Source organism: Cedecea sp. B1(4), from assembly GCF_059414925.1.
Genome location: NZ_JCAHMZ010000006.1, coordinates 189744 through 202239 on the forward strand (window position 1 = coordinate 189744; position 12496 = coordinate 202239).

At 57.0% G+C, this 12496-nt stretch carries 12 protein-coding genes; 7 read left to right on the forward strand and 5 right to left on the reverse strand.

Features of this window, described 5'->3' with window-relative positions; all coding sequences use genetic code 11:
* Positions 1-63: 63 nt before the first annotated feature.
* Complete coding sequence (locus tag ACR6JA_RS13530; protein WP_494493678.1) at positions 64-837, forward strand: AraC family transcriptional regulator; 774 nt, start codon at positions 64-66, stop codon at positions 835-837.
* On the opposite strand, the gene ACR6JA_RS13535 is transcribed toward ACR6JA_RS13530, so the two are convergent.
* Together ACR6JA_RS13535 and ACR6JA_RS13540 are read right to left on the reverse strand one after the other, a co-directional pair.
* Complete coding sequence (locus tag ACR6JA_RS13535; protein WP_494493679.1) at positions 834-1454, reverse strand: LysE family translocator; 621 nt, start codon at positions 1452-1454, stop codon at positions 834-836. The genes ACR6JA_RS13530 and ACR6JA_RS13535 overlap by 4 nt on opposite strands.
* Positions 1455-1517: 63 nt before the next feature.
* Positions 1518-2156, reverse strand: a complete 639-nt coding sequence (locus ACR6JA_RS13540; protein ID WP_494493680.1) for a TetR/AcrR family transcriptional regulator — start codon at positions 2154-2156, stop codon at positions 1518-1520.
* 65 nt (positions 2157-2221) lie between these two features.
* Between ACR6JA_RS13540 and ACR6JA_RS13545 the strand changes: the two genes are divergently transcribed.
* Positions 2222-3418 carry a TCR/Tet family MFS transporter gene (locus ACR6JA_RS13545; protein ID WP_494493681.1) on the forward strand — a complete coding sequence of 399 codons (1197 nt, stop codon included), beginning with the start codon at positions 2222-2224 and terminating at the stop codon, positions 3416-3418.
* A 47-nt stretch (positions 3419-3465) separates the two neighbouring features.
* Here ACR6JA_RS13545 and ACR6JA_RS13550 read toward each other — a convergent pair whose 3' ends face one another.
* Entirely contained in the window at positions 3466-3930 is a 465-nt protein-coding gene (locus tag ACR6JA_RS13550; protein ID WP_008458505.1) for an Lrp/AsnC family transcriptional regulator, read from the reverse strand.
* 108 nt (positions 3931-4038) lie between these two features.
* Here ACR6JA_RS13550 and ACR6JA_RS13555 point away from each other — a divergent pair, with 108 nt between their 5' ends.
* The gene (locus ACR6JA_RS13555) at positions 4039-4650 is read left to right on the forward strand and encodes a LysE family translocator (RefSeq protein WP_494493682.1); all 612 of its coding nucleotides are present in this window, start codon (positions 4039-4041) and stop codon (positions 4648-4650) included.
* A gap of 35 nt (positions 4651-4685) precedes the next feature.
* Here ACR6JA_RS13555 and ACR6JA_RS13560 read toward each other — a convergent pair whose 3' ends face one another.
* Together ACR6JA_RS13560 and ACR6JA_RS13565 are read right to left on the reverse strand one after the other, a co-directional pair.
* On the reverse strand, positions 4686-6236 hold the full coding sequence (locus tag ACR6JA_RS13560) for a methyl-accepting chemotaxis protein (RefSeq protein WP_494493683.1): 1551 nt from the start codon (positions 6234-6236) through the stop codon (positions 4686-4688).
* 269 nt (positions 6237-6505) lie between these two features.
* On the reverse strand, positions 6506-7669 hold the full coding sequence (locus tag ACR6JA_RS13565; protein WP_213715321.1) for a methyl-accepting chemotaxis protein: 1164 nt from the start codon (positions 7667-7669) through the stop codon (positions 6506-6508).
* A 272-nt stretch (positions 7670-7941) separates the two neighbouring features.
* On the opposite strand from ACR6JA_RS13565, the gene ACR6JA_RS13570 reads away from it, so the two are divergent.
* The 4 genes from ACR6JA_RS13570 to fabF are packed head-to-tail and all read left to right on the forward strand — an operon-like array spanning position 7942 to position 12388.
* A complete protein-coding gene (locus ACR6JA_RS13570; RefSeq protein WP_166878249.1) occupies positions 7942-8484 on the forward strand; it encodes a winged helix-turn-helix transcriptional regulator in 543 nt (180 codons plus the stop codon).
* Positions 8484-9527 (forward strand): HlyD family secretion protein, encoded by a 1044-nt coding sequence (locus ACR6JA_RS13575; protein WP_213715322.1) that lies wholly within the window; start codon positions 8484-8486, stop codon positions 9525-9527. The genes ACR6JA_RS13570 and ACR6JA_RS13575 overlap by 1 nt, the downstream gene beginning before the upstream one ends.
* Positions 9524-11086: a DHA2 family efflux MFS transporter permease subunit gene (locus ACR6JA_RS13580; RefSeq protein ID WP_494493684.1), complete on the forward strand. Its 1563-nt coding sequence runs from the start codon at positions 9524-9526 to the stop codon at positions 11084-11086. The genes ACR6JA_RS13575 and ACR6JA_RS13580 overlap by 4 nt, the downstream gene beginning before the upstream one ends.
* An 18-nt stretch (positions 11087-11104) precedes the next feature.
* On the forward strand, positions 11105-12388 hold the full coding sequence (fabF, locus tag ACR6JA_RS13585) for a beta-ketoacyl-ACP synthase II (protein WP_494493809.1): 1284 nt from the start codon (positions 11105-11107) through the stop codon (positions 12386-12388).
* Positions 12389-12496 lie beyond the last annotated feature (108 nt).

Genomic DNA, 12496 nt, shown 5'->3' on the forward strand with positions numbered 1-12496 from the left:
GTAGGCAAGTGACAAATACATCATTATAAACATCATGACATTTAATATCGGAAATCAGACATTTTGAGCTGGCTATCTGCGGATGCAGAATTTAACCCTGACACAATGAATAAAAGCGTGATTGGCGTGCAGGCCGAACTTGGGGATCATGATTCTGGGCTGCATCGGCACCATATGGGGCAACTGTTGTTTACCCGTGGAGGCTGCGTGAAGCTTACGTTGAATGATGGCTGGATGCTCTCTTTGCTGCCGCCGGGCAAAGTCGCCTGGATCCCCGGAGGTATAAACCATCGGGCCGAAATGAAAAGTAGCGTGGCCTACCGCTCAGTCTGGTTCGACACAACGCGTTACCCCACGCTGCCCACCGACGCGGTCGTACTCAACGTCACGCCATTGCTCAATGAACTGCTGGAAAGGATTTCAGCCAGCCCCTGGGAAACTGACTGGGAACAAGGCGCCCCGATGCACATGGCCGCCCTGTGCGTAGCGGAACTGAATGCCGCAGAAGAAGTCCCGATGACGCTGCGCTTCCCTCAGGATAAGCGGCTGCGCCACCTGACGGGCGACACGCTGCCGCCGCCGCTCAACCAACTGGCCAGCGTAACCGGCGCAAGCGAGCGCACCATTGGCCGTATTTTCCTCCGGGAAACCGGCCTCTCCTACCAGCCATGGCGGCAGCAGTGGCGTTTAATGAAGGCAGTGGAAATGCTGGCCAGCCACGCGCGGGTTACCGTTGTTGCCTCGGAGCTAGGTTTTTCCAGCGACAGCGCCTTTATCTACTTTTACCGCAGTATGACCGGCCAGACACCGGGCATGTTGACCTCGCAACAGGCTTAACGTCGGCTAACTGCCAGCTTCGCGGCAAACAGCAGGAACACGCTGCCGGTGACGCGATCCATCCACTTTACGACCCCGGGTTTTCGGAGCACCCCGGAAGCGTAGCGCGTGGCAAGAATTAGCGTCAGGGACCACAGCGTACCTATCACCACATGAATAGAAACCAGCAGGAAAGTCCAAAGGATTGGGGAGTGGCCGGAGGGGATAAACTGCGGCAGGAAAGAGACGTAAAATACGCCCATTTTCGGGTTAAGCACGTTACCAAGCATACCGCGCAAAAACCAGTTGTTGGCGCGGGTTGATTCCGCAGAAGCGAGACTGAAACTCTGGCGAGGGCGAAGCAGCAGTTGAATACCCAACCAGCATAAATACGCGGCGCCGCACCACTTCAGCAAAGTATAGGCAAATTCAGACACCGCCAGCAAAGCGCCAAGCCCGAAGGCAACCAGCGCCCCCCAGACAAAACAGCCTACGTCGATACCCAGCGCGGCATGAAAGGCCTTTTTGCCCCCTTCGGCGGCGGCGGTTCGCAGGATAAGCGCGGTATCAAGACCGGGGGTAAGCGTGAGAAGCGTGGCGGCTAGCGTGAAAGCAAGAAGCGCATCGGCGACGGACATTTTCTAACTCCGAAAACGATAAATCTACTGAAATTCAGCTCAGCCGACAATGCCCTGATGCCTTTATTTTTCGCCGTAAACTGTCCCGTTCATTGCCGCGATAACGCCCGTTGTTCCCCTGTCGATCAGGTCAAGAAACACGGCGGCGGCGGCGGCGTTGCTCAGCGTCTGGCTAAAAGTTCGGTGAGCCTGAATCAGCGCCGCGCTCCACGTGGCCAGCACCAAGCCCGCCGCCAGCTGAGTGTGCGGGTCGCTTTTTTCAAGGCCAGCGCCGGCGGCCAGCTCATGCGCCAGCGCCTGGGCAAATTCATCCCGAATCTCCCTGGCTCTCGCTTTCAGCGCCGGGCTGTGCTCAATCGTCGAGACAAACCCCTGCCCCGCCACGGAGAAAGCCACCACCGGGCTATTCTGCTCCACCAGATGGTGAGCAAAGCGGCGCAGCGCTTCCAGCGGCCCCGTGTCTTTATCCCGCTGATTCAGCGCACGGCGCAGCATCTGCAGCCCCTCTTCTTCGCGGTCGAAGAACATCTCCTCTTTGCGCGGGAAATGGTTGAACACCGTCATTCTCCCCACCTCTGCCGCCGTGGCGATTTCGTCAATCGTCACCTGTTCAAAGCCCTTTTCCAGAAACAGCCGGGTGGCAACATTAGAAATTTTCTGGCGGGTGGCGAGTCGGTTAAGGGTTCGGCGATCGACGGACATTGACAGGATCCTGCAGAATGGATAATTATGTACTGAGTATATATTGATACTCAGTACAGGTAAACATGAACAAAGCGCTGGTTGTCATTTTCTCCACCATTTGCCTGGATGCCGTCGGCATCGGCCTGATCTTTCCGATTCTGCCGCGCCTGCTGGAAGAGGTAACGCACACCCCGGATATCGCCCACTGGATCGGCATCATGACCGCGCTGTATGCCCTGATGCAGTTTGTTTTCGCCCCGCTGCTGGGGGCGCTGAGCGACAACTATGGTCGCCGCCCCGTGCTGCTCGTCTCCCTTATCGGGGCCGCCGTAAATTATTTGATCATGGCCTTCGCCCCGCACCTGTGGATGCTGCTGCTGGGCCGCGCTATCGCCGGGTTGACCAGCGCGAACGTCTCGGTGGCGATGGCTTACATCACCGACGTCACTCCGGCGGATAAACGCGCCCGTCGCTTCGGGCTGTTTAACGCCATGTTTGGGGCCGGGTTTATCATCGGCCCGGTGCTTGGCGGCCTGTTGGGCGATGCCTGGGTACGGCTGCCGTTTATTGCGGCTGCCGTGCTAAACACCGTTAACCTGCTGATGGCGCTGTTTATGCTGCCGGAATCCCGCGAACCCGCCCGCCAACGGTTCAGCTTTGCCGTACTCAATCCCCTGCAGCCTCTACGCCGCATTTTCACCCTGAAGGGGCTAATCCCGATTGCGATGGTCTTTTTCATTCTGAGCGCAACCGGCGAAGTGTACGGCACCTGCTGGGCGCTTTGGGGGACCGATACTTTCGGCTGGAACGGGCTGTGGATTGGGCTTTCTCTCGGCGCTTACGGCATCTGCCAGACGCTGACGCAGGCGCTGCTTCCCGGCCCGATAACCCGCTGGCTGGGGGAGCGCGGCGCGGTACTTTTTGGCATTTGTAGCTCGTGTATTGCGCTGACGATGCTGGCTTTTGTGCAAGCAGGCTGGCAGGTGTTTCTGATTATGCCGCTGTTCGGGCTGGGCGGCGTTGGTGCCCCGGCCCTGCAGGCGCTAGCCACCCGGAGGGTAGATGAAGCCAGCCAGGGCCAGCTGCAGGGAATTCTGGCCTCGGCGGTCAGCCTCGCGTCTATCATTGCCCCGCTGGGCTTCTCAAGTTTCTACTTTGTGGTGCAGGACTCGTGGCCCGGCGCTATCTGGCTGTCGGTGATTGTGGTGTACGCCGTTGCCGTGCCGCTGGTGTTGTTCAGCACCCGCGGCAAAAGTGAAATACAGCCAATAAGCCCATAAAGCAGCCAGAGAGCGATGGCGGAAAAATCACATCGTAACATGCAGGCCTATTTTAACTTCTCCAGCGGAAAGGGCCTGTCCTGTACCACGGTTTTCATCACCAGCGTCGAACGGAGATGCTGCACACCGGGCATGGCCGATAGTTTTCTGTCATACAGCGCCTGGAACGAAGGCAGGTCCCGGGTTACGACCTGCATCAGATAGTCCGGGTCGCCAAACAGTCTCTGCGCCAGCACAATTTGCGGGATATCTTCCACAGCTTCTTCAAACGCGCTGACGGCCTTTCTGTCCCCTTCTTTGAGCGTCGCAAAGACCAGAGCCACAAAATTAAAGCCCATCTTGCCCGGGTCAAGGTTAGCCCGATAGCCCGTAATGACCCCCTCTTGCTCCAGCGCTCTGAGCCGACGATGGCACGGCGAGAGGCTGAGGTTAACCCGCTCGGCCAGGTCGGTAATGGACAGACGCCCATCGGCCTGGAGTTCAGCAAGAATTTTTCTGTCTACGCTATCCATTTGGAATATTCTCTCTTTTAACAAGAGTTTTGAGCATAACATTGAAAGCCCATTGCCGGGGATTAACCGTATTCTTTCTTTCCCGTTATCCAAGAGAGAAATACCATCATGGCGATGAGCATTGCCGCAGGATTCTGGCTGGTTTCGTTCCTGCTAATTATCACCCCTGGGGCTGACTGGGCTTACACCATCAGCGCCGGAATCAATGGCCGCAGAATTATTCCCGCCGTGGCCGGACTGATGTCGGGCCATGCTATCGCGACAATCATTGTTGTTGCCGGCGTGGGGGTTTTGCTCGCCGGGCATCCGCTCGCTTTATCCGTCCTCACGCTGCTGGGTGCGCTCTATTTGCTCTGGCTTGGCCTCACTATTTTGCGCAGCCCTCCCGGGCTGAACGCCGCCGCTCAGAACAACGGCAACTGGCAACAGTGGGCCATCAAAGGGATGTGTATCAGCGGCCTGAATCCGAAAGTATTTCTGCTTTTTCTGGCCCTTTTACCGCAGTTTACCGATCCCCAGGGGAAGTGGTCAGTGGCGCAGCAGATGTCCGCTCTGGGTGCGATGCACCTGGTGACCTGTACCCTGATTTATCTCTTGATTGGTTACGGTTCAAGAGCCCTCTTAAGCACCCGCCCTCAGGCCGCTCGCAGGGTGAGTATGCTTTCGGGTGTCCTCATGGTAATCATTGCGCTGCTGCTGATTTACGAGCAGTTGAAATAGCGAAAAAAGGAGGCAGGATACCTGCCTCTGAGGAACTACGCCTGATGTAGGGTGAAGACACGAATACTGTTGAGCAACAAGCCGGATTGTTCCTTCAGGGAACCGCTGGCCGCGGAGGACTGCTCAACCAGGGAGGCGTTTTGCTGAGTGGTGGTATCAATCTGCCCCATCGCAGCATTAATTTGCGCGATGCCGTCGCTTTGCTCATGACTCGCACGGGCAATTTCATCCACCAGCTGCTGCACGCGGGCAACGTTTTCAACGATTTCCTGCATGCCCTCATCCGCTTCCGTGACCAGCTTACGGCCATCGGTGATTTTGTTCACCGACGCACTAATGATGTCACGAATCTCTTTCGCGGAGGCCGAACTTCTCTGCGCCAACGTTCTCACTTCCCCGGCTACCACGGCAAAACCACGCCCCTGTTCACCGGCTCTGGCAGCCTCAACGGCGGCATTTAATGCCAGGATATTTGTCTGGAAAGCAATTCCTTCAATGGCCGCAATGATATCGGTCATCCGGCCTGCATCAGTATGGATTTCGCCCATGGCATCGGCCACCACGTGCATACGTTCGCTGTTGGCCTTGACCATTTCTCCGGACTCATTAAACAGCGTATTCACCCGATGGGCATGGCTGGCGGTGCTCTTGATCGTGGACGTTAACTGCTCTAACGTCGCGGCAGTTTGCTCGACGCTCGCCGCCTGCTCCTCTGTTCGTGAGGCCAGATCCTGGTTACCAGCATCAATTTCATCCGCTGCCAGGGCAATACTTTCCGCCCCGCTGCTGACGTTCCTAACCGTACTCCCAAGCGAAGTAATCATTTCCTGCAATGAGTGCATGAGCTGCCCCAGCTCGTCCTTCGCATGCACATGCACTTTGGCGGTGAGATCGCCCTGCGCCACCCTGCCGGCAACGTTAACAGCCTGCTGCAGCGGATGCGTAATACTGCGGGTTATGTACCAGGCCGTTGCCGCCCCCAGCGCCACACCCAGCGCCACTAGCAGCAACATGAGCAGCTCATTATTACGGGAGTTTTTCTGAATGCTGGCATGCGTGTTGTCGATAAGCTGTTTTTGGAAATCCAGCAGAGCCTGCAGCCCCTGCCGATATTCTTCGCTTATCGGAATAAAACGTTCAGAGATATAGGTATCCATGCCCTCATGTTCGCTCCGCTCAGCCCGGGCCAACCCTTCGGAACGAACCTGCAAATACTTTTCTCGCACGGGCACAAGATTCGCCAGCAGGTGCTTGCCGGTTTCCAACGCAATCATCGACGTGAGCTGCGACTGGACTCGGGTGGTGACCGCCGAATTCTGCGCAATGCTGGCGAGCAGTTTCTTACGCAGCATCGCATTTTCAGTTCCCATTGCCGCGATAGCGTTCCCGCTGCTCTTGTCGACCTGTGCCAGCCATTCCTCGACCAACCTTTCCTTCAGCAAATGCTGGTTAATCATCTCATCGACGGCGTGAACATTGTTCCGACTGAACAGGCTGGCGCCGATACCCATCAGAATCATCAAAAACAACAGCAGGAAAAAACCGCCGCTCAGCCTGACGCCTACACGCAAATTACTTAGTTTCATTCTCGTTCCTTAGAAAACCACATCCCGGAGTGCCCCCGGCGCCTGGCGCGAGGGAATGGCGTGTTTTGTAACCACGTTGTTAACCGATATCGGAGGTCACGGTTATTTCTGCAGGCAAAAACCAGGGGGGAACGGTCGATAAAGCAGCATTTCGGCCCGAAGTAATGTTTTAATGTGATCTTCATCACAATGAAAAGGCCATTAAATAATAAAAGGCCCCGGCATATTCATGCCCAGGAGCCTTTTATTATTTGCTCTAAAGTTAAAGATTAAAATGCCTGCCAGTGTTCCTCTTCTCTTTTTAACGCCCGACGCGGTGCCAGCTGGGGCGATAATATTACGCTTGCCTCATCGCTTTCCCCCAGATGCAGGCTGCTGGTTCGTTTTTCCAGCTCGAACACTTGTTTATTCAGCACTTCTGAAGATCCAGCCAGCTCTTCCACCACCGCCACGTTCCCCTGGGTGACTTTCTCCAGTTCGGAGAGCGCCGTGGTAATTTGCTGAATACCTTTTTCCTGTTCGTTGGTGGAGATAAAAATATGCCCCATCAGCGCGTCGATATTTTCTGAACCGGAAACAATATCCTTCATATTTTTTTCCGCTTCGGAGACCAGACTTGCGCCCTGCAGAACGTTTTGGTTGGTGATATCAATTAACGACTTAATGTTCTTGGCCGATTCCGAGCTTTTATGCGCCAGATTTCTGACTTCACCGGCGACTACCGCAAAGCCTTTGCCGTGTTCCCCGGCGCGGGCGGCTTCTACCGCAGCGTTCAGCGCCAGGATATTGGTCTGGAAGGCAATGCTGTCGATGATGGTAATGATTTCCGTCATCTTGTTGGCGCAGTCGGTGATTGAGGTCATGTTGCTGGTCAGCTTCTGCATCAGGTCACTGCCGTGGTTGGCCGAACGGTGCGCTCCGCTGGTGATGTCGCTCAGCTCGCGGGTGCTGTCGGCATTGTTTTTTGTCCCGGCGGAAATCTGTTCCATGCTCGATGCCGTCTGAATCAGCATCGCCGACTGCTGCTCGGTTTTCACCGACAGCGTGGCGCTTTGGTGCGCCAGGCTTTCCGAAAGCGCTTTGGCCGACTGGGACGACTTCCGAATATCCATTACCAGGGTAGTAATTTCGGCGGAAAGCGTATTTATGCCTGGAATTAATCGTCCGGCACAATTATTACCAAACTCAGGGATATGCACCGATAAATTCCCCGAGTTAATTTCGTCAATGCTCCGCTTAACGTTATTAATGGGCCGTACAAGATATATCGTCATATACGTCCACAGGGAGAAGAGTAAGACAACCCAGGCAATATTAAGCATGGCTAAAACAAGCACACTGGCTGATAAAGCGAATGCTAAGAAATCTATAACTAAAAAGGATATTGCCAAAAAATAGACAATAACGCTTCGAACGCTGGCATTCTTAAGCATAGGTAATCCTGTGCGAGACTTGGGCGGGTATATTATTTATTACCTGGATTTATGGAAAAGCCATCTTATAAAATAAATCAGAATTTAACGCCAACATAAGCCAACTGAAAAGATTTTAAATCCGCACTTTTCGTTTAAGAACGACGCCTTTCTGAATATATCCGTGACGTTACGATCAAGTCACTTTCATCAGCGTTGCGTCTAGTGACTTGCATTTTGAAAGTCACTATGCCAATTTGTCACCAGACGATAACCCGCCCCCGGATCGAACCATGAAAAACGAACCTCTGTGTAGCGCTCCCTGCCCCATTGCCCGCAGTCTTGGCCGTATCGGCGACAGCTGGAGCATCATGATCCTGCGGGATGCCCTGGCCGGTTTTACCCGCTTCGATGAATTCCAGAAGAGCAGCAACGTGGCGCCCAATATTCTTTCGCGCCGCCTGAAAGAGCTGGTTGATGATGGCTTACTGGAGAAGGTTTGCTACAGCAGCTCGCCGCCGCGTTACGAATATCACCTCACCCAAAGCGGGCGTGATTTCCGCATGGTGATTCTGGCACTGGCTGAATGGGGCAACCGCCACTTCGCGCCAGAAGGGCGTCAGATGCAGCTGGTTGAGCGCGAAACCCAGCGCCCGGTAGAGCCCATCCTTACCGATAAAGAAACCGGCGAGTCGATTGAGCCAGGAAAATACGCCATGGTGCCGGGTCCGGCGGCCTCACCGATGATGAAATACCGCCACGACTACCTGCAGCGTAAACAAGCCGGCGACGCCGGGCTTAAATTCCAGCCAGAACCGTACAGAGAACCCCAGTGATGAGCGCCGCCCATAAGAAAAAATTGATTACGCTGACCGTACTTGGTGCCGTGGTGCTGGCGGCCGCAGGCTATGGTGCATGGTGGTGGCACAGCGGGCGTTTTATTCAGTCTACCGACGACGCCTACATCGGCGGGGATATCAGCGCCATTTCAACCAAAGTCTCCGGCTACATTCAGAAAATTGCGGTGCAGGACAACACCGCGGTGAAAAAAGGCGACCTGCTGATCCGCATTGACGATCGTGATTACCAGGCCGCGCTGGCGAAAGCCCTTGGGGAAGTTGCTGCCCAGCAAGCCGCGCTGGCGGATATCGCCGCCACGCGCCAGCTACAGCAGGCGACGATTGAAGGCTCCACCGCTTCTTTAGCGGCAGCGGCGGCGGCAACGGACAAAACGGCCAACGACAACCGCCGCTATAACGCCCTGGAAGCCTCGAGCGCCATTTCAGCCCAGATACGCGACAACGCCTCGGCGGATTATCGCCGGGCGCGAGCGGAACAAAGCAAAGCCCTGGCCGATAAAGCCGTGGCCCAGCGCCAGCTCGCGGTGCTTGATGCCCGTGAAAAACAAACCCAGGCCGCGCTGGAACAGGCGCAGGCTAACCTGGCGATGGCGAAGCTGAATCTCAGCTATACCGAAATTCGCGCCCCGTTCGACGGCGTGATCGGTAACCGCCGCGCGTGGACCGGCTCCTTCGTGACCAGCGGCACGCAGCTACTCTCGCTGGTGCCTTCCCAGGGGCTTTGGGTCGATGCCAACTTCAAGGAAAACCAGCTGGCGCACATGCGAGCCGGTTTACCGGTGACCGTGGTGGCCGACGTGCTGCCGAACCACACCTTTAAGGGCCACGTTGCCAGCGTCTCTCCGGCGACCGGCTCCCGGTTCAGCATTCTTCCGGCGGAAAACGCCACGGGGAACTTCACCAAAATCGTTCAGCGGGTTCCGGTGCGGATAGCGCTGGAAGGTGACGGCGCAAAACTGGATGTGCTTCGTCCGGGGCTGTCGGTCATCGTCACCGTCGATCAAAAGAGCACGCGATGAGCACCGCCCAGGCCGCACCGATGCCGCAGGGCATCTCTATGCCAATGGCAAAAAAGATCTTCGCTTTTGCCAGCATGTGCGTCGGGATGTTTATTGCGCTGATTGATATCCAAATCGTCTCCGCGTCGCTGCGGGATATCGGCGGCGGTCTTTCGGCTGGGGATGATGAAACTGTCTGGGTGCAGACCAGCTACCTGATCGCCGAGATCATTATTATTCCGCTGTCCGGCTGGCTGGCGCGGGTGATGTCCACCCGCTGGCTGTTTGCCGCCTCGGCGGCAGGCTTCACTCTGATGAGCCTGCTCTGCGGCTGGGCGTGGAATATTCAAAGCATGATTACCTTCCGTGCCCTGCAAGGGCTGGCGGGCGGCTCGATGATCCCGCTGGTGTTTACCACCGCCTTCGCTTTCTTTCAGGGCAAACAGCGCGTTATTGCCGCCGCGACCATCGGCGGCCTGGCTTCGCTGGCCCCGACGCTTGGCCCCACCGTCGGCGGCTGGATCACCGAGAACTTCAACTGGCACTGGCTGTTCTTTATTAACGTCATCCCGGGGATTTATATCGCCGTCGCGGTGCCGCTGCTGGTGAAGGTGGATAGTCCTGATTTCTCTCTGCTGCGCGGTGCGGACTATTTCAGTATTTTGCTGCTGGCGGCCTCGCTCGGCTGCCTGGAATATACGCTGGAAGAAGGCCCGCGCTGGGGTTGGTTTGATGACAACACCATCGCCACAACTGGCTGGATAGCGCTGCTGTGCGGCAGCGCCTTTATTATTCGAACGCTGCGCCACGCCCAGCCGGTGATGGACCTGCGGGCGCTCAAGGACAGAACCTTTAGCCTCGGCTGCTATTTCTCGTTTATGGCCGGGGTGGGCATTTTCGCCACGATCTATTTAACGCCGCTGTATCTCGGCAGCGTACGCGGCTTTAGCGCGCTGGAAATCGGCCTGGCGGTGTTTTCCACTGGCCTGTTCCAGGTGATGTCGATTCCCTTTTATGCCTGGCTGGCAAACCGCGTGGATCTCCGCTGGCTGCTGATGGCCGGGCTGATCGGCTTTGCCATTTCGATGTACAGTTTCGTGCCGATCACCCACGACTGGGGCGCGGACCAACTGCTGCTGCCGCAGGCGTTTCGCGGCCTTGCGCAGCAGTTCGCCGTCGCACCTACGGTGACGTTAACGCTGGGCAGCCTGCCGCCCGCACGGCTTAAGCTTGCCTCCGGCCTGTTCAACTTAATGCGTAATCTCGGCGGCGCTATCGGCATTGCCCTGTGCGGCACGGTGTTGAATGACAGAACCAACCTGCACTACAGCCGCCTGGCCGACCATCTCAATACCGCTAATCTCGCGATGACGGACTTTGTCCAGCGCAGCGCCGCCAGCCTGGCCGCGCAGGGCTTGTCCCCGGATGCCGCCACCAGCGGAGCGCTAAAAAACTTGTCCTCTCTGGCACTGCGCGAGGCACGAACTCAGGCATTTTCGGATGCTTTTTACCTGATCATGATAGGTTTTTTGATTGCTGCGATGCTGGTTCCGTTAATGAAAAAGCCGCAGCCACACTGATATTTCAGGAGAATAATGATGGGCGTTTCAGCGAAAAGGATTGTGGTCACGGGCATGGGTATCGTCAGCCCGCTGGGCTGTGGCGTGCAGCATGTCTGGCAGTCGCTGCTGGCGGGAAAATCCGGCATCTCGGCGCTGGATGAGAAAGTCGTGGAAGATATTCCCTGTAAAGTGGCCGGCCAGGTGCCGTCCGTAGAACAGGATCCTCAGCACGGCTTTGATCCGCTGGCGACGATCCCCGCCAAAGAACGTAAAAAGATGGATCGGTTCATTGAGTTTGCGCTAGTTGCCGCCCATGAAGCGCTGACTCAGGCGGGCTGGTCACCGGCTTCGCAGGAAGAGAAAGATCGTACCGCGACGGTGATTGCTACCGGGATCGGCGGCTTCAGCGAAATAGCCAACGCCGTGCGCACCACGGACGAGCGCGGGCCACGTCGCCTGTCGCCGTTTACCATCCCCTCTTTCCTCGCCAACCTTGCCGCCGGGCATGTGTCCATTACGCACGACTTTCGCGGGCCGATTGGTGCCCCGGTGACCGCCTGTGCCGCCGGAGCCCAGGCAATTGGCGATGCCGCACGCTTGATCCGCAGCGGCGAGGCTGATATTGCCCTCTGCGGCGGCGCAGAAGCGGCCATTCACCGCGTCAGCCTGGCCGGATTTGCTGCCGCACGCGCGCTGTCTACCGCCTCCAACGACAATCCCGAAGCCGCCTCACGCCCGTTCGACCGTGACCGCGACGGTTTTGTTATGGGCGAAGGCGCCGGGCTTATCGTGATTGAATCCCTTGAACACGCCATGGCTCGTGGCGCAACGCCGCTGGCTGAGCTGGTCGGCTACGGCACCAGCGCGGATGCCTGGCATTTGACCGCCGGGCCGGAAGACGGCAACGGCGCAAGGCGAGCAATGGAGGCGGCCCTTCGCCAGGCCGGTATTGCAGCCGTGGATGTTGACCATATCAACGCGCACGCAACCTCGACGCAGGTCGGCGACAAAGGCGAGCTGGCGGCGATTAAAGCGCTTTTCGGCACGCATCCGGTGGCGGTGACATCAACGAAATCCGCAACCGGCCACCTGCTGGGCGCGGCGGGCGGCATCGAGGCTATATTTACTATTCAGGCATTGCGTGACCAGGTTGTGCCGCCGACGCTGAATCTGCATCACCCTGATGAAGAGGCGGACGGGCTGGATCTGGTGGCGCTTACCGCCCGGCCGCAGGCACTGCGCTATGCGCTGTCGAACGGGTTTGGTTTTGGCGGCGTGAATGCAAGCCTGCTGTTGAAACGGTGGGAATCCGGGGAATAACAGGCCCCTCACCCCGGCCCTTTCCCTGGAAGGAAGAGGGGAAAACTGACGGAAAATTACTGTTCGATCCCGTCCCCTCTCCCCTTTGGTGAGAGGGGACGGGGCAAT

Coding starts and splice junctions, on each gene's coding strand:
- fabF (WP_494493809.1), top strand. CDS start 11,105: ATGGGCGTTTCAGCGAAAAGGATTGTGGTCACGGGCATGGGTATCGTC.
- ACR6JA_RS13545 (WP_494493681.1), top strand. CDS start 2,222: ATGAACAAAGCGCTGGTTGTCATTTTCTCCACCATTTGCCTGGATGCC.
- ACR6JA_RS13580 (WP_494493684.1), top strand. CDS start 9,524: ATGAGCACCGCCCAGGCCGCACCGATGCCGCAGGGCATCTCTATGCCA.
- ACR6JA_RS13560 (WP_494493683.1), bottom strand. CDS start 6,236: ATGAAACTAAGTAATTTGCGTGTAGGCGTCAGGCTGAGCGGCGGTTTT.
- ACR6JA_RS13535 (WP_494493679.1), bottom strand. CDS start 1,454: ATGTCCGTCGCCGATGCGCTTCTTGCTTTCACGCTAGCCGCCACGCTT.
- ACR6JA_RS13570 (WP_166878249.1), top strand. CDS start 7,942: ATGAAAAACGAACCTCTGTGTAGCGCTCCCTGCCCCATTGCCCGCAGT.
- ACR6JA_RS13575 (WP_213715322.1), top strand. CDS start 8,484: ATGAGCGCCGCCCATAAGAAAAAATTGATTACGCTGACCGTACTTGGT.
- ACR6JA_RS13540 (WP_494493680.1), bottom strand. CDS start 2,156: ATGTCCGTCGATCGCCGAACCCTTAACCGACTCGCCACCCGCCAGAAA.
- ACR6JA_RS13550 (WP_008458505.1), bottom strand. CDS start 3,930: ATGGATAGCGTAGACAGAAAAATTCTTGCTGAACTCCAGGCCGATGGG.
- ACR6JA_RS13555 (WP_494493682.1), top strand. CDS start 4,039: ATGGCGATGAGCATTGCCGCAGGATTCTGGCTGGTTTCGTTCCTGCTA.
- ACR6JA_RS13565 (WP_213715321.1), bottom strand. CDS start 7,669: ATGCTTAAGAATGCCAGCGTTCGAAGCGTTATTGTCTATTTTTTGGCA.